Annotated in this window: 22 protein-coding genes; 8 read left to right on the top strand and 14 right to left on the bottom strand. The window is 64.2% G+C overall.

The window, feature by feature from the left end; all coding sequences use genetic code 11:
* The first annotated feature begins 45 nt into the window (after positions 1 to 45).
* Positions 46 to 390, top strand: a complete 345-nt coding sequence (locus tag HQ394_RS10645; RefSeq protein WP_223291508.1) for a hypothetical protein — start codon at positions 46 to 48, stop codon at positions 388 to 390.
* 103 nt (positions 391 to 493) lie between these two features.
* Here the strand turns inward: HQ394_RS10645 and hemF are convergent, their stop codons facing one another.
* Entirely contained in the window at positions 494 to 1,330 is an 837-nt protein-coding gene (gene hemF, locus HQ394_RS10640; RefSeq protein WP_190260233.1) for an oxygen-dependent coproporphyrinogen oxidase, read from the bottom strand.
* A 24-nt stretch (positions 1,331 to 1,354) separates the two neighbouring features.
* The gene (locus HQ394_RS10635; RefSeq protein ID WP_223291507.1) at positions 1,355 to 1,795 is read right to left on the bottom strand and encodes a MaoC family dehydratase; all 441 of its coding nucleotides are present in this window, start codon (positions 1,793 to 1,795) and stop codon (positions 1,355 to 1,357) included.
* 346 nt (positions 1,796 to 2,141) lie between these two features.
* Here HQ394_RS10635 and HQ394_RS10630 point away from each other — a divergent pair, with 346 nt between their 5' ends.
* The gene (locus tag HQ394_RS10630) at positions 2,142 to 2,345 is read left to right on the top strand and encodes a type II toxin-antitoxin system HicA family toxin (RefSeq protein ID WP_190260232.1); all 204 of its coding nucleotides are present in this window, start codon (positions 2,142 to 2,144) and stop codon (positions 2,343 to 2,345) included.
* Positions 2,346 to 2,683: 338 nt separating this feature from the next.
* Here the strand turns inward: HQ394_RS10630 and HQ394_RS10625 are convergent, their stop codons facing one another.
* The 3 genes from HQ394_RS10625 to HQ394_RS10615 all read right to left on the bottom strand — a co-directional run bounded on the left by HQ394_RS10625 (position 2,684) and on the right by HQ394_RS10615 (position 5,711).
* On the bottom strand, positions 2,684 to 3,250 hold the full coding sequence (locus HQ394_RS10625) for a hypothetical protein (RefSeq protein ID WP_223291506.1): 567 nt from the start codon (positions 3,248 to 3,250) through the stop codon (positions 2,684 to 2,686).
* Between the two features lie 312 nt (positions 3,251 to 3,562).
* On the bottom strand, positions 3,563 to 4,288 hold the full coding sequence (locus tag HQ394_RS10620; RefSeq protein ID WP_223291505.1) for a hypothetical protein: 726 nt from the start codon (positions 4,286 to 4,288) through the stop codon (positions 3,563 to 3,565).
* A 412-nt stretch (positions 4,289 to 4,700) separates the two neighbouring features.
* Complete coding sequence (locus HQ394_RS10615) at positions 4,701 to 5,711, bottom strand: IS110 family RNA-guided transposase (RefSeq protein ID WP_190260229.1); 1,011 nt, start codon at positions 5,709 to 5,711, stop codon at positions 4,701 to 4,703.
* Positions 5,712 to 6,096: 385 nt separating this feature from the next.
* On the opposite strand from HQ394_RS10615, the gene HQ394_RS10610 reads away from it, so the two are divergent.
* Positions 6,097 to 7,080 (top strand): IS110 family RNA-guided transposase, encoded by a 984-nt coding sequence (locus tag HQ394_RS10610; protein ID WP_190260228.1) that lies wholly within the window; start codon positions 6,097 to 6,099, stop codon positions 7,078 to 7,080.
* Positions 7,081 to 7,294: 214 nt separating this feature from the next.
* Here the strand turns inward: HQ394_RS10610 and HQ394_RS10605 are convergent, their stop codons facing one another.
* The 5 genes from HQ394_RS10605 to HQ394_RS21545 all read right to left on the bottom strand — a co-directional run bounded on the left by HQ394_RS10605 (position 7,295) and on the right by HQ394_RS21545 (position 12,440).
* Positions 7,295 to 8,614 carry a chloride channel protein gene (locus tag HQ394_RS10605; RefSeq protein ID WP_190260227.1) on the bottom strand — a complete coding sequence of 440 codons (1,320 nt, stop codon included), beginning with the start codon at positions 8,612 to 8,614 and terminating at the stop codon, positions 7,295 to 7,297.
* A 297-nt stretch (positions 8,615 to 8,911) separates the two neighbouring features.
* On the bottom strand, positions 8,912 to 10,141 hold the full coding sequence (locus tag HQ394_RS10600; RefSeq protein ID WP_223291504.1) for an MFS transporter: 1,230 nt from the start codon (positions 10,139 to 10,141) through the stop codon (positions 8,912 to 8,914).
* A complete protein-coding gene (locus HQ394_RS10595) occupies positions 10,134 to 11,180 on the bottom strand; it encodes an aldo/keto reductase (RefSeq protein WP_190260226.1) in 1,047 nt (348 codons plus the stop codon). Before HQ394_RS10595 ends, HQ394_RS10600 begins: the two co-directional genes overlap by 8 nt.
* A gap of 119 nt (positions 11,181 to 11,299) precedes the next feature.
* Complete coding sequence (locus tag HQ394_RS10590) at positions 11,300 to 11,782, bottom strand: hypothetical protein (RefSeq protein WP_190260225.1); 483 nt, start codon at positions 11,780 to 11,782, stop codon at positions 11,300 to 11,302.
* 49 nt (positions 11,783 to 11,831) lie between these two features.
* Positions 11,832 to 12,440 (bottom strand): SHOCT domain-containing protein, encoded by a 609-nt coding sequence (locus tag HQ394_RS21545; protein ID WP_456151583.1) that lies wholly within the window; start codon positions 12,438 to 12,440, stop codon positions 11,832 to 11,834.
* A 545-nt stretch (positions 12,441 to 12,985) separates the two neighbouring features.
* On the opposite strand from HQ394_RS21545, the gene HQ394_RS10580 reads away from it, so the two are divergent.
* On the top strand, positions 12,986 to 13,702 hold the full coding sequence (locus tag HQ394_RS10580; protein WP_190260223.1) for a histidine phosphatase family protein: 717 nt from the start codon (positions 12,986 to 12,988) through the stop codon (positions 13,700 to 13,702).
* Positions 13,703 to 13,731: 29 nt separating this feature from the next.
* Here the strand turns inward: HQ394_RS10580 and HQ394_RS10575 are convergent, their stop codons facing one another.
* Positions 13,732 to 14,103 (bottom strand): hypothetical protein, encoded by a 372-nt coding sequence (locus HQ394_RS10575; RefSeq protein ID WP_223291503.1) that lies wholly within the window; start codon positions 14,101 to 14,103, stop codon positions 13,732 to 13,734.
* Between the two features lie 145 nt (positions 14,104 to 14,248).
* Positions 14,249 to 15,634, bottom strand: coding sequence for an MATE family efflux transporter (locus HQ394_RS10570; protein WP_190260221.1), 1,386 nt, complete (start codon positions 15,632 to 15,634; stop codon positions 14,249 to 14,251).
* Positions 15,635 to 15,732: 98 nt separating this feature from the next.
* Between HQ394_RS10570 and HQ394_RS10565 the strand changes: the two genes are divergently transcribed.
* The 4 genes from HQ394_RS10565 (at position 15,733) to frdD (ending at position 20,724) form a co-directional block, all read left to right on the top strand.
* Positions 15,733 to 17,094 (top strand): IS1182 family transposase, encoded by a 1,362-nt coding sequence (locus HQ394_RS10565; protein ID WP_190260069.1) that lies wholly within the window; start codon positions 15,733 to 15,735, stop codon positions 17,092 to 17,094.
* 352 nt (positions 17,095 to 17,446) lie between these two features.
* The gene (gene frdA, locus HQ394_RS10560; protein ID WP_322790424.1) at positions 17,447 to 19,966 is read left to right on the top strand and encodes a fumarate reductase (quinol) flavoprotein subunit; all 2,520 of its coding nucleotides are present in this window, start codon (positions 17,447 to 17,449) and stop codon (positions 19,964 to 19,966) included.
* Positions 19,963 to 20,358: a fumarate reductase subunit C gene (locus HQ394_RS10550; protein WP_190260220.1), complete on the top strand. Its 396-nt coding sequence runs from the start codon at positions 19,963 to 19,965 to the stop codon at positions 20,356 to 20,358. Before frdA ends, HQ394_RS10550 begins: the two co-directional genes overlap by 4 nt.
* Before the next feature lie 3 nt (positions 20,359 to 20,361).
* Positions 20,362 to 20,724, top strand: a complete 363-nt coding sequence (gene frdD, locus HQ394_RS10545) for a fumarate reductase subunit FrdD (RefSeq protein ID WP_190260219.1) — start codon at positions 20,362 to 20,364, stop codon at positions 20,722 to 20,724.
* A 92-nt stretch (positions 20,725 to 20,816) separates the two neighbouring features.
* On the opposite strand, the gene HQ394_RS19890 is transcribed toward frdD, so the two are convergent.
* Together HQ394_RS19890 and HQ394_RS10530 are read right to left on the bottom strand one after the other, a co-directional pair.
* Complete coding sequence (locus HQ394_RS19890) at positions 20,817 to 21,251, bottom strand: hypothetical protein (RefSeq protein ID WP_223291502.1); 435 nt, start codon at positions 21,249 to 21,251, stop codon at positions 20,817 to 20,819.
* Between the two features lie 247 nt (positions 21,252 to 21,498).
* Entirely contained in the window at positions 21,499 to 21,873 is a 375-nt protein-coding gene (locus HQ394_RS10530) for a hypothetical protein (RefSeq protein ID WP_190260216.1), read from the bottom strand.
* Positions 21,874 to 22,088: the final 215 nt, after the last annotated feature.

The following is a 22,088-nucleotide window of genomic DNA, read 5'->3' as shown; positions in this document are numbered from 1 at the left end:
GAGACAGGTTTCCGGGAAGCGCCTGGTAGAGGGAGTTAGATGACGATGAAGATGGCATTGCTTGCCCCCGTCGCCGGGGTATTGATGTTGATCGGTGGAACTGTTGGCGCGCAAGCGCAAGACGCCACCTGCTCCGCCGAAATCTCCGCTTACCTGAAGCAGTTCGGCGTCGACTCTTCCAAGATGACCGACACGACGATCACGGCGCAGCATTGGGCGCATAAGGGCGGCTCGGGTGACGGTCCGATCTTCGGCTACTCGTTCCAGGGCACCCCGGCACAGTGCTCGAGTGGGTCGATCCAGATGGGTCTCGACCTCGGTTGCGCCGTAAGCCACGCCGCGACCACGCCCGGTTGCAGCATTAAGGGAATTCCATCCGTCTGGTGGTAGGCTAAGCGTCGGCGACTCGTCCGGGCTCACCCCGGACGCATCGCTGGATAGTCTTTCGTCTGTGCGCCACATCAGGCCACAGCATCAAGGCCGGGCCGTAGCTTCAGGGCCAAGCCACCTCCGGCGGCAGCGACATCAGCACCGCTTCCGGGTTGCCGCCGGTTTTCAGCCCGAACAGCGTCCCGCGGTCGTAAAGGAGGTTGAACTCCACATAGCGGCCGCGCTTGATTAGCTGTGCCCGTCGCTCGTCTGCTGTCCATGGACGATGCATGTGGCGGCGGATCAGTTGCGGGTAAACGTCGAGAAAGGCGAGGCCGACGCCGCGGACGAAGCCGAAGTCGGCAGCCGCGTCGCCACTGTTCAACTCATCGAAGAAGATGCCGCCGACGCCTCTCGCCTCCCGCCGGTGCGGCAGAAAGAAGTACTCGTCGCACCAGGTCTTGAACCGGGGGTGGTAGCCGGGATCGGCCGCGTCGCAAGCGCTCTTGAGTGCACGGTGGAAAGCGGCGGTGTCATCGGCATCGGCGAATACCGGCGTCAGGTCGGCGCCACCACCGAACCAGGCGCGGGTGGTGACGATCATCCGCGTGTTCATATGCGCCGCCGGGACGTGCGGTGAGCACGGGTGGACGACGACCGAGACCCCGGCGGCCCAGAAGCGGGGATCATCGGTGGCGCCGGGAATGCGGCCGCGGAATTCGGACGAGAACTCGCCCTCGACGACGGAAACGTTGACACCGGCCTTCTCGAGCACCCGGCCCTTGAGGATCGCCATCACCCCGCCGCCGCCACCCGGCCGCGACCAGGGTGTACGAACGAACCGGCCGGGCGGAGTGTCGCCCGGCCGTTCATCTTCGATCGCCTCGAAGCCGGCGACCAGCCGGTCGCGCAGGCTGTCGAACCAGCGGGCAGCCTCGCCTTGCAGCGGGTGTTCCGGCATCAACGCCGGCACCGGCTCCTGTGATCAGCCGCGCGCCGGCACCATCAGCGTCGCCTCGCCCTCGATCACCTTCTTGTCGCCGACGAGGACGACGGTGTCGAATTCGACAAACTTCTTCTTTTCGTTCAGTGATTTGACGGTAACACGGGCAATCATCGTATCGCCTGCCTTGACCGGCGCCTTGAACTTCAGCGTTTGGCTGACATAGATGCAGCCGGGCCCGGGCATCTTGGTACCGAAGACGGCGGAAATCAGTGACGCGCCGAACATGCCGTGGGCGATGCGCCCCTTGAACATCGTCTCCTTGGCGAAGGCATCGTTCAGGTGGACAGGATTGGTGTCACCGGAGAGACCGGCGAACAGACAAATATCGGCATCGGTGACCGTCTTGCCGAACGAGGCCGACATGCCTTCTTTCAGGTCCTCGAAATAGAGTCCGTGCAGCTCCTGCATCAGGTCCTTCATCGTTTCCCCCGGGCTCCCTACCCAATGATTGATTAGTGCCAGAATTGGCTTGGTGCGGGGCGTCCTCGATAGGACTACCCCTCCCGCACGATACCGCCCGCCACGCATGCCGGCAAGGAAGAGCCGGCGGGGGTAGTGGGTCAGGTTGAATTTCGCTGGGAGAGTTCCTGTTTGAGGTAGAGTTGATTCTCGCCAAGTGCGACGATTGCCAGCATCGAAAAGCGGACGCCGGAACCGCCGCAGTCAGCACCAATGGAGACGCTGCCAACGTCGTTGCGGCAGGCCTTGCGTTGGAAACTGTGAACGGTATCTTGCTGGTGAGAACGCTCGGTAGGATTGCAGGCGGTTGCCGGTCAAGGTTCGCGACCTCATTGCGGAGTTGGAGAAAGCCGGCTTCGTCAACCGCGGCAGTAAGGGCAGCCACCGCAATTTCGTGCATGAATGGTGCAGCCGACCGCTGACAATTTCCGGCGGCCTCGGCGACAATGCTAAGCAGTACCAGGTTCGCGCTTTGCGGCATGCCATTCGGGAGAGCAGAAGTGAAAGATAGCGCAGTATGCCAAGCTTGTCGAATGGTCCGAAGAAGATAACTGTTACGTCGGCAGTGCGCCCGGATTGCTTTACGGCGGTTGTCACGGTGACGACGAACGTCAGGTTTTTTCAGAGCTTTGCGAAATCGTTGAGGAGACCATCGCGCTGTACAAGGCGGACAACAAGCCTCTGCCGCCGGCAACGTCTGGCCAGGATTTCGCCAACCGCATGCAACACGTCGCGTAGAACATCGCCAGAAGCGGACGTCGCAAATTGCCCACTCTGTTTCCAAATTGCGTCTGTTGACGGAGGTGAGCGGACGCGGTAGGGCGGGCTGAACTTGACGCACGTAACTTGCTAGGGTGACTTCACCCCATCGCCGTGCTCTAACAGCAGCTTATCCAACGCCCCTCTTGCCTCCGTATCTCCGTTGTCCGCGGCTTTTTGTAACCATTCCCTGCGCCAAGCGTTGTAGTCCGGCGCTACCGCCGCTGATGAGTCCTGTGACGATCTTTCGGTGGTCAGGAACTGATGCAGTTGCTCAGAAATGGCTTTGCAGGACCATGTTTCGAGCATCGGATAGAATAAAACGCCAAATACCCACTGAATCAACAAGACCTCTCCATAAACGGTTGTCCTTGTCGGTTCAACATCTTCCAGCATTGATAAATCGACGACATCAGCCATGATGGAAACTTCATCTTCCTCCCACCAAACGCCTGCCGGCAGAATGATCGGATGAAGAGGCAGCCGGATGTTGGCGTTAAAATCGACGATCCTTATTTCGACGACGTATCGAACCCGCAGGGTCGACAGCTGCTTCTGTAGTTCAGGCACGAGCGCCACATTGCGTAATACATCTGCCCCCGACTGTAACATGGCGCGCCGGCTCTCTTTAAAAGAACTTGGAAATAGTACGGTCACTGGCGGAACATCCTGAGCAAGTTTCTTTGCAACGCAGTGTGTCAAATCGATCTGCTTTGGGATTCCGGCAAATATAGGTGCCTTATTTGTTAGTGTTGATGACGTATCATTCTCGATAAGAAGGATTGGTTCATTGGCAGCGAGAGGTGACCGTGCTGGTGGAGTCGTCTGGTCTTTGATGAGAGATGGCGTCGGAATGGGAACGCAGCTGCTCATCAAGAGCACGATGAAGCAGAGATCTACGAAACGTATTACAGACATCGCAGACACCATTTGCGACTCGCAGTCGAAAACCTGCGCGTTTTTCTCGCCTCACCTGAATCGCAGGGATGCGGAGAACGGCGTGTTGAACTCCTTGTCGAGGTGGTCGAAGAAGGTCGGGTCTACCGGTGCGCCCTGCAGGAAACGTTCGCTCAGTCCAGCCAGCACCAGCATGTTCGCTTTCGACGGCAGACGGCAGAGAATCCCTCGGTCGTGCTGTTCAAGCACACCGCGTTCGGGAGCAGAATCATTGTGCTCCGTGCCAACGCGACTGTATTCGACGCACTGTTCGATCCGAGAGGGGGCGGGCGCGACACTGCTGCTCAGCGTCCGGTAGCGGGCGTCCGCCGCAGCGAGATCGGCGATCGGAAGGCCGTAAGCAGCGTCGTAGTGCTGGTACATTCCGTTGCCGACCCACTGCCTGGCGAACGCTTCCAGGTCGCTCTGGGACTCGAGGGGCTTTGCCGTGACGAGTGTCAGAACACCGAGGAAGACCGTATCCAGTAACACCCGATCATCCGGGCGAGTGGCGAAAGTCTGGCCCATCACTGGCGAGGTGAAGAACGCAACGCTCTCCGCGTCATGGATGGCCGTACACCACTCGATGCCATTCGACGCTGGAGGCATGACGGAGAATGTGGCTAGGTCGACCCTCTCCGGCTCGCGTTCCGTCGATGACGCCCCGAAGGTGGCACAGTTCATAGTGACCGGCGGATTCGCGCAACCGCTCAGGGCTAGGCATGCGCATCCGGCGAGCACGTAAGTCAACGACGTCATGCGGCATCCTAGGAAAATTCTTATTAGCGCAAATGACAGACAATAACATGCGCGTTATTGGATAGAAAGCGTAGGCCGGATGGAGCACCGGAAAAATCCAGGGCTCCCCGCCGCGCTTGGTCCCCCATTCCGCTTCGCTCCATGACGGGCTACAGCCCTCGTAGCGCGTGTGTGGACGGCCCCCTGGGTGCAAGGGGTGAGGGGGAGAAAATCTGATCTGGTGCGATGGCAGTCGTGTGTCCGGCCTGTTTTGCGCGGCACGCTGTCCGCTGGCCCAGATGGGTTCCGCGATCCACGCCCAAACGGATTAGCGGCCTTGATGGCCACCGGGCTACCCGGGTTCTGTGGATCGTCGGTTCGACCGATCAGCATCTCTCTTCCTTAGCCCTGCACCTGCGGCATCAACGAGTGGTCAGGCGGTTGCCGGTTGGCGATAGGCCTCGCCGGTCGCCATCATCGCCCAGACGATGCGGGCCATCTTGTTGGCCAGCGCGACCGCCACGAGCTTGCGCGGCCGCCGTGCCAGCAGGGCGATGAGCCAAGCCGAGGCTCTTCCCGGCTTGACCTGCCTGATCACCGCGGTCGCCCCCAGCACCAGCAACTGGCGCAGCCGCTCGTCGCCGGCGCGGCTGATCCCGCCCAGCCGCGTCTTGCCGCCGGTGGAATGCTCGCGCGGGGTCAGCCCCAGCCAGGCGGCGAAATGCCGCCCCGACTTGAACTGGCTGAAATCGACCCGCAGCACCAGGCTCAGCGCGCCGATCGGCCCGATCCCCGGCACCTCCGCCAGCATCTGGCTGGTTGGCGTCTGTTTGTGTTGCGCCACCAGCCGGGCGTCGACCTCGGCCAGCCGCGCATCCAGCCGACCGATCTCGGCGCCCAGCAACGCCAATGCGTCCCTCGCCGGCGTCGGCAGCTCCGCGTCCTCGGCGACGTCGGCCAGCAGCTTTGCCACGCCTTGGCGGCCAAGGCGGCCGACATGACCGAACTCGGCCGCGTGTCCGCGCAGCGCGTTGACCAGCTGCGTGCGTTGGCGCACCAGGAGCTCGCGCACCGACAGCAGCATCGCGTTGGCCTGCTGCCTCGCCGACTTGACCGCGACCTCGCGCATCTCCGGCCGGGCCGCGGCTTCGCTGATCGCCTCGGCATCGTTGCGATCGTTCTTGCCGCGCTTGACGAAGGGTTTGACGTATTGCGGCGGGATCAACCGCACCGTGTGGCCGAGCCCAGCCAGCACACGGCCCCAGTGATGCGAGCCGCCGCAGGCCTCCAGCACCACCTCCATCGGCGGTCGGCGCGCGAAGAATGGCACCATGTCCTGGCGGCGCAGATTTCGTCGCAGCACCGCCCGCCCGTCGGCATCCGTGCCATGCAGGGTGAAGACGGACTTGGACGTGTCGATCGCAATGCGGGTAAGCTCGGTCATGGACGGCTCCTGTTCACTTTGACAGCGAACCTTGGCACCAGATGCCGCGGGGCCGTCCACCCCAACGGGTAATTTTGTAGGGCGGGTTCGGAGCGAAGCGCAACTCGCCGCACGCGGTGGATGCACCGGCACATCCGGCAGGTCACGCTTCGCTTTAGACCTGCCCTTGTATCTTGCCGGGCATGAGGCGTAGCTGGCCTCATGGTGGACCGGGTGAGCATGGACCTGCCCTTGGACTGCGAGTCCGATGCGTAGATTGTGCCCCCGGTCCACACCTTCGACCTCTTTGAGGCTGGACGGTATCGAGGACGCAGCACCATGCTGCAAGTCCGTATCCACAAGGTCAGTCGGTCGGGAGGTCGCCGCAACGACGACGGAGGTTCGGATGCAGGTGATCGGGGTCGACGTCAGCAAGGAAAAGCTGCACTGCGCCTGGCTTCGGGATGCCGTCCGCCGGCAATCGCGGCCGAAATCCGTCGCCAACACCGCCGACGGACATGCGGCGTTGCTTGCCTGGACGACGCGGGTCACCGGTGCCGCGGCGGCGGACGTGCATATCATCCTCGAGGCGACCGGCGTTTATCACGAGGCGGCGGCTACCTTCCTGCATGACGCCGGCTGTCGTGTCTCGGTGGTCAACCCCTTGCAAGTCAAGCGCTTCGCCGAGAGCCTGGGCGTCCGGACAAAGACCGACCGGCACGACGGCCTGATCCTCGCCCTGTTCGGCGATGCCCTGCAGCCGCCCGCCTGGGCGCCGCCGCCGGCCGACGTCCGCCAGCTCAAGGCGCTGCTCGGTCGGCTTGCCGCCCTCGAACAGGACCACGCCCGTGAACTCAACCGGCTGGAGACGGCGCGCGCCGAGCCGGCCCCCGACGCGGTGCTCGTCTCGCTGCAGACGATGCTGGACGCACTGGCGGCGGAGATCGGCCGGCTGCGCCAACAGGTCGACGACCATCTCGACAGTCATCCGCAGCTGAAAGAGCAACGTGTGCTGCTGGAAAGCATCCCCGGCATTGGCATTAAGCTGTCGTTGTGGTTTTTGACCCTGTTCTGTGGTCGAAGCTTCGCTTCTGCTCGTCAGGCAGCGGCATTCCTTGGCCTCGTGCCGGTCGAATTCCAGTCCGGATCGAGCGTTCTCAAACGGCCGCGACTGTCGAAGGCCGGCGATGCCCGCTGGCGGGCCAGGCTGTTCCTGCCGGCGATGGTCGCTACCCGCTGCAACCCACTGATCCGCGCCCAGTATCAGCGCCTCCTCGACGCCGGCAAATCCAAGATGAGTGCCCTCGGCGCGGCGATGCGAAAGCTCGTCCACATCGCCTTTGGCGTCCTCAAGCACAACACACCGTTCAATCCCAACATCGCCACTTGATGCTGAAGACGGTATCTACGGGAAGCCAATCGCCGACGATCCGGGCCGCTCACCGTCGCGATGCGTACCATAGCGGATGCTGACAAGACCGACCGCCAAACGGTCGTTCCTGGGATCAAGCGGCTCCAGCCGTTGGCTGATCAGGGCCAAACTGACGCAGACCCCCCGTACGGGGTGTGTAATTTCGCGTCGTGACCACTTCAACAGCCGGGGATCAGACGTGGGTGACGTTCGTCGCGTCGTTATCCTGGCGCGCCGTCCCTTGTTCGAGCGGGTGGACGCGGCTGAACCAGCGGTCGCAGAGCCGATCCGCCACCGAAGAGCCGCTCACCGCAAAGATGACGGGGAATAAGACATCCTGTGGTGCGTGGGTGAACTCGAGGATCAGGGCGATCGCGGTCAGCGGCATCTTCATCGAGGACGCAAGGAATGCGCCAGCGCCGACGAGGGCGAACGCGCCCAGCGGTTCGCCCGGCCACATCATCGTCCACAGGCCGCCGATGACCGTGGCGAGCAACGCGCCGATGGTCATGCCGGGCGTCAGCATTCCGCCTTTCGCGCCGGCGCGAAGCGCCGCCAGCGTCACCAACGTGCGCATAAGCAGCAGGGCCAGGGCCAGACCGATGGACAGATCATCGGCGAGGCTGAGCTGGATCGGCCCTTTGCCGTTGCCAAGCAGTTGCGGCAAGCCGGTGGCAAGGATGCCGATGCCGATGAACGCCGCTAGCGCCGACGGCACCAAGCGCCAATCGCGGGGTGCCTTTGCCGTCATTGCCGTCGCCAAGCGGGTAAAGCCATAGGCGGCGACGCCGAAGATCGGGCCTGCCAGCACCGACCAGACGAGAAGCGAGCCGTTGATGGCGAACGGCATGACTGGATATTGCACCGCATCGCCAAGCCCGATCCAGGCGATCCGCGCGGCGATCGCCGAGGTGACCAGCGCGGGCAGCACCGCGGACAGGCTGAAGGTGCCGAGAAGCACCTCCAGGACGAACAAGGCGCCCGCCAGCGGCACGTTGTAGACCGCCGCCAGGCCGGCGCCGGCACCGCAGGCGATCAGGATCCTGCTCTCCTCGACGGTGAGGCCAGCCCTCCGCGACAGCCGGCCGGCGAGCGCGGCGCCGATCTCGCGCGGTGCTACCTCCCGGCCGAGGGGAGAGCCCAGGGCGACCGTAACGATCTGCAGGAGAACGTGGATCGATGTTTCCGGTAGGGGCATCGGCTGGCCAGGCGACTGCACCGCCTGCTTGATCGCTACCAGCGGCCGCCCGTAGCGGTAGAGAGCCCACCATCCGCCGCCTGCCAAAGCGCCGCAGCAGCTCAGGACGAGGACGCGGCGCAACGGCGAGGCGTCGCTGACTCCCTGCAGGAAGCTCTCGGCGCTGATCACCGCATCGAGGCTATAGCCATAGGCAAGATGCTGGATGAGATGCAGCAGCAGTGCCAATCCCATGCCGCCCAGACCGGCTGCGGCGCCGGTCAGCAGCGTCACGACAGCAAGCCTGTGCAGCGGCGTTTTTCCCGGCGTGGACATGGCGTCTGCCCTGCGGTGAATGGGGTCAGCCGAAGATCAGCGCCACGATACACGACTTTCTGTTTGCTACATGTGCCCTCGGCTTGCCGGGAATGGGGCGGATTGGCGATTGCCTGAATTCACCGGACCGTCACCGTCTTCGCCACGTCGACATTGCCCCTGACAGCGTTCGAATACGGGCATATGACATCAGTCTGGTTACGGCTCAGTCCGATTTCCGCGCCCCCTCGACTGAGACCGGCATTCATTCTTGCGAGATGAACATCGCCCCTCAATGATTCAACGAGGGGCGCGGGGTCATGCCGGATTGGCCTTTCTGGGCGGCGGCTGTTTGCGGCCAAGCCACTGCTCGATGCCGAAGAAGACCAGTGCCACCGCACCGAGGGCACCAGCGACGAGGGCCGTCTGCGTCCATGTGCCCATGTGGTAGGTGAGCGTCCCCAGCATCGATCCTGCCGCGCCGCCGGCGAAGACGATCGTCATGTAGAGGGCGTTGACGCGCCCGCGTACGTTCGCCGGGGCAGCGAAGATAAGCCGCTGGCTCACCACGTGGTTCGTCTGCACCGCCGCGTCGATGCCGATGGTCAGCACCACCAGCAGGGCCAGCACCGCCGTCGCCACCACCCAGGGCGTGAGGAAGAATGCGAGGGCGAGGGTGAGCATGGCGCCCGCAGTCAGTGCCACGCTGTGACCGCGATCAGCAAGACGGCCGGCCAGCGGGGCAGCAAGAGCGCCGCCGGCGCCGGCGAGTGCGAACAGACCGATGCCGTAATTGCTCATGCCGAACCGGTCGGTGAGCATCATCGGTGCCGCCGTCCACAGCATGTTGAAGGCGGCGAACAGCAACGCCTGATAGGCGGAGCGCCAACGCACCGCCGGCACGTCGCGCATCAGACCGACCATGGAGGCGAGGATCTGGCCGTAATGCATGCCGGGGGCCGGTCGATACCGCGGCATCATCCGAGCGAGCAGGACCCCGCTGCCGAGCATCAGACCGGCGGAACCCCAGAAGACGGCGCGCCAGCCGAAGCTTGCGGCGACGAAGAGCGAAACCGGCCGGGCGAGCATGATGCCGGTGAGGACACCAGCCATGATGTTGCCGACGATGCGGCCGCGTTGCTCGTCCGCAACAAGGCGCGCCACGTACGGGATCAACACCTGCGCACTGGTGGCACAGAGGCCGACGACAAAGGCGGCGACGGCGAAGGTCGCGAATGAGGTGGACAGGGTGAGGCCGACGACGCCGGCGGTCGTCATGGCGAGCAACAGCAGAACGAGCATCTTGTTCTCGACCAGATCGGCCAGCGAAACGAGGAGGAGCAGGCCAAGGCCGTAGCCGATCTGGGCAACGCTGACGATGGAACCGGCGAGGTCGGGGCGGATGCCGATCTCGGGGGCGATGGTGGCGACGAGGGGCTGGGCGTAGTAGAGGTTGGCCACCAGCGCCCCGGTGGCGACGGCGATGACGGTCAACAGCGCCGGCGAAGGCGCCGCGGTGGCGGCGCCCGCCATTGCCGGCTCAGGCATCGTTGCCCATCGATACCTGTGCTCGCCCCTGCATCCGCCCCTGGTGTTCGATCATCCAGCCGGGATACTCCGGCGGCAGCGCACTCACCGCATCGAGCTGCTGCAGTTCCTCGGCGGAGAGGCTGATCTCCGTCGCCGCCAGATTGTCGTCGAGCTGCTCGACCGTCTTCGCCCCGATGATCGCCGCCATGACGAAGGGCTTGGCGAGAACATAGGCAAGAGCAATGCGAGCGATGGAAACGCCATGCGCCGCGGCGATCGGCCGCATCGCCTCGACGCAGTCGAAAACCCGGTCGCGGTTGACCGGCGGAAAATCGAAGGTGGTGCGCCGTGATCCCTCCGGCCCGCTGCCATCACGGTTGTACTTGCCGGTGAGCAGACCGCCGGCGAGCGGGCTCCAGACCATTAGGCCAAGCTTCTCGGCCTGCAGCAGGGGGACGATCTCTCGCTCCAGATCGCGACCGGCAAGGGTGTAGTAGGCCTGCAAGGTAACCGGCCGGGTCCAGCCATACCGGTCGGCGATACCGAGCGCCTTCATGATCGTCCACGCCGACCAGTTGGATACGCCGATGTAGCGGACATGACCTTGGCGGACGAGATCCTCCAGCGCTCGCACTGTCTCCTCGATCGGCGTTAGCCAGTCGAGCCCGTGGATCTGGTAGAGATCGACGTAATCGGTGCCGAGCCGCTTCAGGCTAGCCTTAATGCCGGCCATGATATGGCCGCGCGATGCGCCGCGATCGTTGAGGCCGGGGCCGGTGGAGCCGAACACCTTGGTGGCCAGGACCACATCGGCGCGCGGTCGTCCAGAGCGGCGAATGGCTTCGCCTGTGATCTCTTCCGCCAGCCCTTCCGAGTACACGTCGGCGGTATCGATGAAATTGACCCCGGCAGCGAAGGCGCGAGCGACGATGTCATCGGCGACGGACTGGTCGAGCGTGCCGATCGCGGTCCAAAAGCCTTTGCCGCCGAAAGTCATTGTGCCGAGGCAGATCTGCGAGACGATGAGCCCGGTGCTACCAAGGGTTTTATAACGCATCCGTGTAGCTCCTGGTGAGTGACAGCGCCATTGGCCGTTAATCCGCAGACCGCGTAGCGCCCAAGCTTTGGTCTCCGGGCGCGTCCACAGCTGCGGGCGGTAGGTGGGAGGTCAGGTTTTCACGACCCTGGCTTTGACTTTCCCAGTCGGCGCGCGTTGGCGGTGACCTTGCGGTGAGCCGGGCGGATCGCGGCGGTGGCGGCGGTGATGGCGACATCGACGGTTGTGACCGCAAGTTTTTGCCAGTCGCTGCCAAGGGCGCTCCCAGCAGTGGCGCGCCCAGCCCGCCGCCCGCCTTTCGCCAACGGGGCCGACGCAAAAGCGTTCGCCGTCAGGCCGCCCACCACCTTCCACCAGGCACCGGCGATGGCGAGGCCGCCGGTGACCAGGGCTTGGCTGGTAGCGGTACCGGCATCGATCCCGGCGGCGACCTTTTCTGCGACCATTTGCTCTTCCTCGCGGCGATGGCGCTGCTTCGGATTAACTGCAGCCGCGGCCAGCATCGGCAGTCGCTTCGACAACACCGTCGCCGTCGCCGGCGGGATTGCCAGCATCATCCGGGCAAGTGTCGTCGCCTTGCGCGTGGTCCGCTTCGCTGTCATCGCCAGCTCCCTATTATATTGCCATCGTGTCTTCGAGGCCGCCCGCGCGTCAGAGCCTGCTCAGCAGATCTTTCTTCTTCGCCTGAAACTCTTCGGCAGAGAGAATGCCACGGGCGTGCAGGTCGGCCAGCTTTTCCAGCGTCGCAAAAACGTCNGCCGCCGGGGGTAGCCACCGGCGCTTGCGCCTGTGCCTGCGTCCCCGCCTCCGCTGGCGTCGGCGGCGCAGCTGGCGGCAACTCCACCGGGGTCTCGGCCGGCTTCTCCACCGGCGACAGTGGCAATTCCGGTGGCAGCTCGGGTGGCGATTCTGGCGGCGTCCGCCTCGGCTCCTCGACCGGCGTGCCGGGGGAGTGTTGCCTGTCACCTTTGCCGGTGCGACTACCGGTAGGTCGGCAACGCGAACCAAGCCATACTGGCTGGTGAAAGTCAGCGATGCGCCGCCACCCTGCTGCTGCGAGACGCCGCCGATCTGGTGATCGCCGGTGTCGTAGACGGTCACCTCGCCGCGCAAATCGATGGCAAGCCGGCGGGTGGCGGGAAACCAAGCGTAACGCACGTCGTTCTGTGCACCGGTGCTGCTGGGCGAGCCGAGATCGGCCGGCCACCAGTTGCTGCCACCACCCGCGCCACCGCCGACGAACAAGCTGACGTCGCCCATGCCACTGCCGAAGCTGCTGCTGAAGCCACCGCCACTTTGCCCCTGCTGTTGCCAGTTCCCCGTCGGTGCGTCCATCAGCCGGCTGTTGCCGACGGCGCCCGCCAGTTCATTGCACAACGAATCGACGCGCGCCTTGAGCCCGTTGTTGAACATGTCGCCGATCATGATCATGCCGCCCTGTGACCACTGGCCCATGCCCCCAAACTCAAAGTGGTTGAACTGAGCCTGGTTGCCACCACCTCGGGCGACCGCCTGCAGCATCTGTGTTACCGCATCGACGCTGAAGCCATGGCGATGGGCCACGTCCTCAACCAGACGCTGTCCCTCGGGCGATAGAGTCATCGCGTTCGCTTCCTTGTTTCTGACCATCCCACCGTCGCTGAACGTAAGAGTGGGCGGCGGGGTCCTCCCCGTGCGTGGTAAGATAGTCACCGCCCGGTGGTCGCGGGAGTGGTCGAAGCGCCGAATGCGACCGGCAGCCGTTGCACAACGGCCTGCTCGGCAAGACATGCCAATAAATAAGGCAACGCGGGAGGAGAAATGGGATGACGACGCGTATTCTCTTGGTGCGCCATGGGGCGACGATGCTGTCGGCGGAAGACCGCTTCGCCGGTTCCACCGATGTGGCGCTCTCCGACGAGGGTCGCCGCCAGGCAGCGGGCCTCGCCGAACGGCTGTCGAAACTCCGCCTTGCCGCCATCTACGCCAGTCCAATGCAACGGACGGTGGAGACGGCAAGCATCGCCGCCCGGCCGCATGCCCTTAGCCTACGCCTGGATGCGGGTTTGCGCGAAATCGACCATGGGCATTGGGAGGGATTGCGCCGCGACGAGGTGGAGGCGGCTTTTCCCGACGAATACGGCGCCTGGGAGGAGGACCCGTTCACGTTTACGCCAGCCGGCGGCGAATCGGGCCTGAACGTACTGGCGCGCGCCCTGCCGGTGATCCGCGCGATCGTCCTCGCCCACACCGATCAGACGGTACTCGTCGTCTCGCACAAGGCAACAATTCGTCTCTTGATCAGCAGCCAACTCGGCTTCGACGCCCGCGGCTATCGTGATCGGCTGGACCAACACCCCTGCTGTCTCAATGTACTCGACTTCCGCGACTCGGTCCGGGCGCGGCTGATGCTGTTCAACGACGTCTCCCACTACGAGGACATGCCCGAGAAGGTCATGCAGCGGCACCTCTCGAAGTGGTGGGGCGGCGGGGCGCCGCAGGCCGCAACAGCCAGCGCAGCACCGAGTGAAGTCGGCGGCTAAGCCCACGCTCTCGTGTTGATCGAGCGAGATTACCGTTCCAAACGCTTCGGCCGGCGCGGCACCAGGCGCGGCGTCGAACGCATGCTGCGAGACCGCCGCGGCGTGGAGCGCTCAGCTTCACGCTCGCCCTCGTCGGCACTCGCTGGCGCCGAAGGGGCCTGTTCGCCGCTCCCATCTGCCGGGTCAGCCTCGAACAGGGCCGCCCGATGGGAACGCGTCTGTTCCCTCAGCCGCAGTTGGCTGAGCGTCCGGCCGACGATGGGATGTCGATCCGGCGATGGCACGCAGGCCAGCACATGCACCCGGGCGATCGAGCGAATGCGTTCGACGATGGTTTCGGGACGATGCTGTGATTCACACCAGCGGGCGTAGGCGGCGAGGGTCCATGGATGCGCCGGCAACGGCCTTAACCCACGAGTATGGCACCAGTGGGCAAACTCTCGCCACACCGGGTCGCGCCTGATGGCGCGCGTCTGCCGTCGCACCGTTCCCGGTCTCCGACTAACCGTTTCCGCTCCCCGATCTGCTCTGGCCGAGCGCTGGAGCTTAATCGGAAGCCCGACCGATGGGAAGCGGCCGGCGGCCGCTGCCATGGCTGGCACGAGTCAGAGCGCGGAAGCGCCATGCCAGTGCCACAAGAGCAACGGTGCAGCCGATCAGCGTCGCCTCGAACAGGCCACTGACGCCGCGACCAATCTCGACCGCCAGCAACCACGCTGCCGGGAGCATGAGGACGAGGAAGCTCAGCGCGGTCAGTGCCGTCGCCGTCCAGGTGTCGCCGTGACCGCGAACGGCGTTCACCATCACCCCCTGGCCACCGTCGACGACAATGACAAAGGTGAGCACGGCAAGCACCGGATCGAGGACGTGGCGCAGTGCCGGATCGCTGGAGTAGAAAGCGCCGATGTTTGGTGCCAGTACCTTGAACACAGTGGCGATGACCAGCATCACCATCAGGCACACGGCGAGGCCGGCCCAACCGGCCAGCGCCGCATCCGCACGGTCGCCGCGGCCGGTAGCGGCTCCCACCTGTACCGCTGTCGCCGCACCCAGTCCCACCGGCAGCATGAAGATGAAGGCAATCAGGTTGAGGCCGATGGTAAACGCGGCGAGTGGCAGTTCTCCCAGCCAGCCGGCGATCAGGCCGAGGCTGTTGAAGGCGAGGCCCTCAATGCCGATGCTGACGCCGGCGGCATAGCCCATGTGGCGCTGCACGGCGGCCGGCGGCGCGTCCCCGTCGGACCCGTCGGCCGGGAAGAAGCGGTGCCGCTCGGTCATTCCCGCCACATAAAGGAGTGCGCCGAGGGCGAGGAACAGGCGAACGAGGGTGGTCGCCCACGCCGATCCCAGAGCCCCCAGCGCCGGCAATCCGAGATGGCCGAAGACGAGGACCACGTCGAGACCGGCATTCAGGATGTTCGCCGCTAGCATCAGCAGCATCCCCGGCTCCGGCCGGCGGATTCCCTCAAGGAAATATTGGGTTGTCACGAAAATGAGCTGTGGCGCGAGCCCCAAACCAAGGATCTGCACCACCGGCCCTGCCCGTGCCGCCAGATCCGGCGACTGGCCGAACAGGCGCAAAATCGGCTCCCCAAACCCGCACACCACCGCCATCATCACGCCGAGGCCGCTGGCATAAACAAGCGACCGCCGCCAGACGACACCGCAGGCGGCGAGGCGGCCGGCGCCATACTCGGTCGCGGTGACGATCAGCGTTCCCATCAGGAGGCCGATCCCCGCCAGCAGCAGCATCGTTACCAGCGCCAGTGCCAAGCCCAGCACCGCCAACTCGTCGGCAGCGAAGCGTCCGACGGCCACCGTATCGACGAGGGCCAGCAGCATCACACCGGAGCGGGCGAGGACCACCGGCGCCGCCTGGCGGCCCAGATCGCGCAGATGCGGTGCCAGCCGCTGCCAAGTTATGCCGTGCATCACCAGACCCTAGCAGCCTGTCGGACTTAACGCGAGGCGGAGCTGTGGGTTATAGAATCCGGGCATGGATTCACGCCCCCGGCCCGGACCTCTTCGGCATGAGCAACTTCCGCCCGATCGACCGCGACAGCGGATTTCTGATGCCGCCGTCGGTGGACGAGTGGCTTCCGCAGCGGCACTTGGCGCGGTTCGTGGTGGAGGTGATCGCGGGGCTGGATCTGCGGCCGATGACCGGCAGCTACCGTGGCTCTGGGGAAGCGTCCTACCACCCCAGCCTTCTGCTGGGCATTCTGATCTACGGCTACGCCACCGGGGTGTTCTCCAGCCGCAAGCTGGAGCGGGCGACCTATGACAGCGTGGCGTTCCGCTTCATCGCGGCGAACGATCATCCGGACCATGACACCATCGCCGCGTTCCGCCGACGCTTTCTGCCGCAGATCGAGAAGCTGTTCGTCCAGGTGCTGGTGCTCGCGCGCGAGATGGGCGTGCTGAAGCTGGGAACGGTCGGGCTCGACGGGACCAAGGTCCACGCCAATGCCAGCCGGCACAGCGCGCTGTCCTATGACCATGCGGGCAAGCTGGAGGCCCAACTGCAGGCCGAAGTGGCCGATCTCATGGCCAAGGCAGAAGCGGCGGACCAGGTGGACATCGCTGACGGCATGTCGATCCCCGACGAATTGGCGCGACGTGAGGAACGGTTGTCCAGGCTCGCCGAGGCCCGGGCGAAGATCGAGGCCCGCGCGAAGGAACGCTTCGAACGGGAGCAGGCAGACCATCAGGCGAAACTCGCAGCACGGGACGCCAAGGCAGCGGCCACCGGCAAGAAGCCCACGGGCCGTGAGCCGAAGCCGCCGGTGGCGACGCCGCTGCCCACGGATCAGATCAATCTGACCGACGAGGAAAGCCGCATCATGGCGGTGGCGGGCGGCGGTTTTGAGCAGTGCTACAATGCGCAGGCGGCGGTGGCGGCGGGCAGTCTGCTGGTGGTGGTCGCCGACGTGGTGCAGGCGCCCAACGACAAGCAGCAGCTTACACCCATGCTGGACAAGATCGGCACTCTGCCGGACGTGCTCGGCAGGCCGGACATGCTGTTGGCGGACAATGGCTACTTCAGCGAGGCGAATGTGCAGGCCTGTGTGGCCGGCGGGATCGAACCGCTGATCGCACTTGGTCGCGAGGCGCATCATCTCAGCCTGCAAGAGCGCTTCGCTGCGGCGCCACCGGCGCCCGAAGACCCCACCCCGGTTCAGGCGATGGCGTATCGGCTGCGCACGCCGCAGGGCCGCGCGCTCTACGCCCTGCGCAAGCAGACGCCCGAGCCAGTGTTTGGCATCATCAAGTCCGTGCTGGGGTTCCGGCAGTTCCTGCTGCGCGGGCTCAATGCCGCCCGTGGCGAGTGGAGGCTTGTGACCATGGCATGGAACCTGAAGCGGATGTTCGCCCTCAGCCGCGCCGTCTAGCCTGCGCGGCCAGTTCCGCAGGCGCGCCAGCGCGACCGCACCGCCCAAAATGGCGCTGACAGAGGCGCCGACGCACCGATCCCTACGCAGGTCCGGCGACGCCCGAGACGCAAGTCCGACAGGCTGCTAGCCCCCTGATCCACGGCCAGCAATCGCCGATCGGTCGATGACCCCAGGCGAGCGATTGGGGCAGGCGACCAGGCTGAGCAGCCCGGGTCAGCGAGTTGCCGCACCTCCTACGTAAGTCCAATCACCCCGGCTTCAGGTGCGTCTAAGAAGCAGCCATGCTGGCGTTTAGCCGCGTCATCGGTATACTCGCGCAACTGCCAAGGGGAGGCTACGGGAGAACCCAATGCAAGTCATTGACGCGGATATCTTAATCGTTGGTGCGNGGNGAGCCGGCTTGCGCGCCGCGATCGCCTGCGCCGAAGCCGATCCCAAACTGAAGATTGCCCTCATCTCCAAAGTCTATCCGATGCGTAGCCATACCTGCGCCGCGGAAGGAGGTGCGGCCGGTGTCGTCAAATCGAACGACAGCCTTGAGTACCACTTCCACGATACGGTGGCCGGCGGTGACTGGCTCACCGACCAGGATGCGGTCGAACTGTTCGTCAACGAGATTCCAAAGGAACTGGTGCAGCTTGAGCACTGGGGCTGTCCGTGGAGCCGTGAAGGCACCGGTCACGTGGCGGTGCGGCCCTTCGGCGGCATGAAAATCATGCGCACATGGTTTGCCGCCGACAAGACCGGCTTCCATATGCTGCACACGCTGTTTCAAACCTCGCTCAAGTATCCGTCGATCTCCCGTTTCGACGAATACTTCTCGACCGAGTTGATGGTCGATAATGGTGCCTGCCATGGCGTGACCGCCATCGAGATGCGCACCGGCGAGATGAAGCTGTTCCGCGGTAAGGCGGTGATCATCTGCACCGGCGGCGCTGGCAAGATCTTCCCCTTCACCACCAACGGTGCGATCAAGACTGGTGATGGCATGGCGATGGCCTACCGCGCCGGCGTGCCGCTTAAGGATATGGAGTTTGTCCAATATCACCCGACGGGCTTGCCAGGCAGCGGCATCCTGTTGACTGAGGGCTGCCGTGGCGAGGGCGGCTACCTGCTCAACAAGGACGGCTACCGCTATCTGCAGGACTACAACCTCGGCCCGGCAACACCGACGCCGGTTCTGAAATCGATGGAACTTGGGCCGCGCGACCGGCTGAGTCAGGCCTTCTGGCAGGAGCAGCAGAGGGGCCGCACCGTCAAGTCCGAGAAATGGGGCGATATCGTCTGGCTTGATATGCGTCATCTCGGCGAAAAGAAGATCGATGAGCGGCTGCCGCTGGTGCGTGACCTGTCGCGCGCCTATGTGGGTGCCGACCCGGTCACAGATCTGGTGCCGGTTCGCCCAGTGGTTCACTACATGATGGGCGGTATCCACACCAACATTGATGCTGAGACGCCAATCGCCGGGCTCTACGCCGCGGGCGAATGCGCCTGCGTCAGCATCAACGGCGCCAATCGCCTCGGCTCCAACTCGCTGGGTGAACTCCTCGTCTTCGGCGCCCGCGCCGGACGGCACGCCGTCGAGTATATAAAGTCGGGACGGCCTCAGCCGCGGGCGGAGACGATTCAGGCCCAGGCGAACGATGCCGAAGGCGCGGTGAAGGCACTGTTCCGGCGCAACACCGGCGGTGTCAGCGTCGCCAATCTGCGTCGCAAGATGAACCATGCGATGGAAGAAGGCTGCGGCATCTACCGCACGGAATCGAGCCTGACTGATACCTGCCGCGTCGTCGCCGAGACGCGCGAGCAGTACCGAAACATTGCCCTCGAAGACAAGAGCCAGGTATTCAACACCAACCTGTTCCAGACCTTGGAGCTGGGGGCGATGATCGAAGTGGCGCAAACGGTAGCGATCTCGGCACTACAACGGCAGGAGTCGCGCGGCGCGCATCAGCGCGCCTCGNACTTCGAAAAGCGTGACGACGTGAAATACCTTAAGCACTCGCTGGCGTACTTCAACTCCAGCGCCGATCCGCGTATCGACTACTCCGACGTCGTCATCACCACGTCGCAACCCGCCGAGCGTGTCTACGGCGCTGCCNGCAGGAGGTCAGAAAACCGCATGAGCCAGCGCATCATTCAGTTGGAAGTCCTGCGCTATCGCCCCGAGCAGGACGAGAAGCCGTTCTTCCAGACCTATTCCGTGCCTTGCGAAGAGGAATGGGTCGTTCTCGATGCCCTCAACGTGGTCAAAGACGACATCGACCAGACACTGTCCTACCGCTGGTCGTGCCACATGTTCGTTTGCGGCAGCTGCGGCATGGTGATCAACGGGGAGCCGAAGCTCGCCTGCAAGGCGTTCCTCACCGACTACCCCGACGGCAAGATCCGCGTCGAGCCGCTGGCCAACTTCCCGATTGAGCGCGATCTGGTAGTGGTCATCGACGACTTCGTCGAGAAGCTGGAGAGCGTCAAACCTTACATCATCCCGAAAGAAGAGAAGACGATCGCGCAAGGCGAATACCTGCAGACGCCCGCGCAGTTGATGAACTTCAAACAGTACTCCATGTGCATCAACTGCCTGCTCTGCTATTCGGTTTGTCCGCAGTACGGACTGACCGACGGCGCCTTCATCGGACCGGCGGCACTGGCACTGGCGCATCGCTACAACATGGACAGCCGCGATGTTGGCCGCTCGGCGCGTGAGCACGTGGTCGCCAGCTACGAAGGCGTCTGGGAATGCAGCTTCGTCGGTGCCTGCTCACAGGTTTGCCCGAAGCACGTGGACCCAGCAGGTGCGATCCAGCAGAGCAAGTTCTCCAGCGCCATGGACTACCTGACCTCATTCCTGCCAGGGGGCAAAAAATGAGCGGGCGGAAACCCTACAAGCAGCAACTGTCGCGGACCTGCTGGTTCATGACCAGCGCCCGCTATAAGACCTACATGCTGCACGAGATCAGTTCGATCTTCGTCACCATCTACACCATCATTCTGATCGTCGGCCTGTTCCGCCTGGGCGAGAGCCGGGAGGCATGGGAGGGCTGGCTAGCGGCGGTGACGAGCCCGATTGGTATCATCTTTCATCTGGTCGCGTTCGCCTTCTTCCTGATCCACACCACGTCGTGGTTCAAGGCAGTGCCGCAGGCGACACGGATCATGCGCGGTGAGGAGGTGCTGCCGGGGAATATTCTCGTCGGCGCCCACTACGGCGTGTTCGCTATCGTGTCGCTGTTCTTCATCGTTCTCGCCGCAGTGGGGTAAGCCATGAGCGCAGTCAGCAAACCCTCACCGAAGGCGATCTTCTGGTTCCTGTTTGCCGCTGGCGGTACCGTCTGTGCCTTCGTCCTGCCGGCGATGATCTTCATCACCGGCATCGGACCGGCCATCGGCCTGTTTGATCAGAGCGGCCTCTCCTACCCCTCGATCTACGGCTTCTTCTCGCTGTGGATCCCGAAGCTGGCGCTGTTCGGCATCATCTTCCTCGCCCTCTGGCACGCGGCGCACCGGCTGAGGGTGTGTGCGCACGACTTCGGCATCCGCGCCGACAGCATCGTCGCACTCACGCTCTATGGTCTTGCCACGATCGGCACCTTGGCGACGATCATCGCCCTGCTGCGGATCGGCTAAGTTTTCGCCGAGTACAGAGTAAACTGATTGCGCCGCGGTCCAGGACGGGCCGCGGCGCTTTCATTTGGGGGAGGAGCTGGCGGTCGGCCGCATCACTGTGCCCGCCGCGTTACATGTTTACCGTCGCCTTTAACGATCTCGCCCTTAGCGAAACCAGGGACCGCCAACCGCTGGGTAGCGGCGCCCATTGCCGTTTGAGGCGTACGGTCGGTCGTGGTCGTCGTGGTGGCGCCACTCGCCGCGATCGTGGTCAGCATGCTTTCGCCATTCCCCGCGATCATGGTCGTCGTCGTGGTGCCATGCATCGCGATCGTGGTCGCGGTAGCCGGTGTGATCATAATCAGGACCCTGGCGTTCCCGATGGGCGCTCGCCGGTTGCGGATTGCCCATTCGGGCATGCGGTCCGGGGGAATGAAATGCCCGTATGGCGCCGGTTGGGGACGCCCATCATAGGCGTCAGCCCCGGCCGGGGCGATTAGGCCAAGCGAGGCGATCAATGCCGCCGCCGCCAAAGCCATCTTTTTCACCTTTTCCTCCTGCTAAACCGCCGCCGGTAAGGCAGGCCAGGGATCGATTACCGTCACTAACAACCGGCAGCACATCGTTGACGATGACGGCGCCCAAGCCTTCCAGCGTCATGAGAATGGTGTGCGATCAAAGCGAATCAAGGGCTGAGCGGTGTCGGGATCGTGGCGGCGCCAAGTGGCAAGCGAAAGCGTCCGTCGCGGACAGCGGGCGGCCAGAGGACAGACAGCTGGCGCGGTCACGCCGCGCTCAGTAGGTGCCGCCACCCGGGCTGGCCCAGACAAGGACCCGGGGCGACACGCCCGACCCGCCGAATACGTAAGGGCTATAACCCGTAGCGCCATAGGGCGCCAGAAATGGCCCATACCCGGACCCCGGGGCGATGATGACGGTCACCCCCGACGCGGAGGGAAAGACATATTCGCTGCCCGATGGCGTCGGCGTGCACTCACAGCCGGCCGCCGCCGAACGATCCTCCGCTCCTGGTGCCAGCCGCACCTGCACGTTGGCGGCGTTGTCGCCGCGATCGATAGCCCAGCCGCTGGTAGCTTCGCCGGCCATAGCCGGCGCCGCGCTGGCGAGCGCAAGGGCAAAGGCGGCAACGGTGAGCGATGATCTGGACATGCTCGAAACCACTTCTCCGCAGTGAGACATAAACATCCGGCAACCGCCCGACTGCTCAGGATACGTGCTTTACCGGCAGTCCCGCAAGCGATTGACCAACTTAAATATACGGTTAATCGGTGGCGAAACCAAGGCGTGGCCAGCGCACTCATCGCATTGCTCCTTCGCCTGGTTACCGCAACGGCTCCGGCCGCGAGGCGGTGGACTACGCCTGT

Source organism: Defluviicoccus vanus, assembly GCF_014672695.1.
GTDB lineage: Bacteria > Pseudomonadota > Alphaproteobacteria > Rhodospirillales > Defluviicoccaceae > Defluviicoccus > Defluviicoccus vanus.
This window is presented reverse-complemented; position numbering and strand designations above follow the sequence as displayed.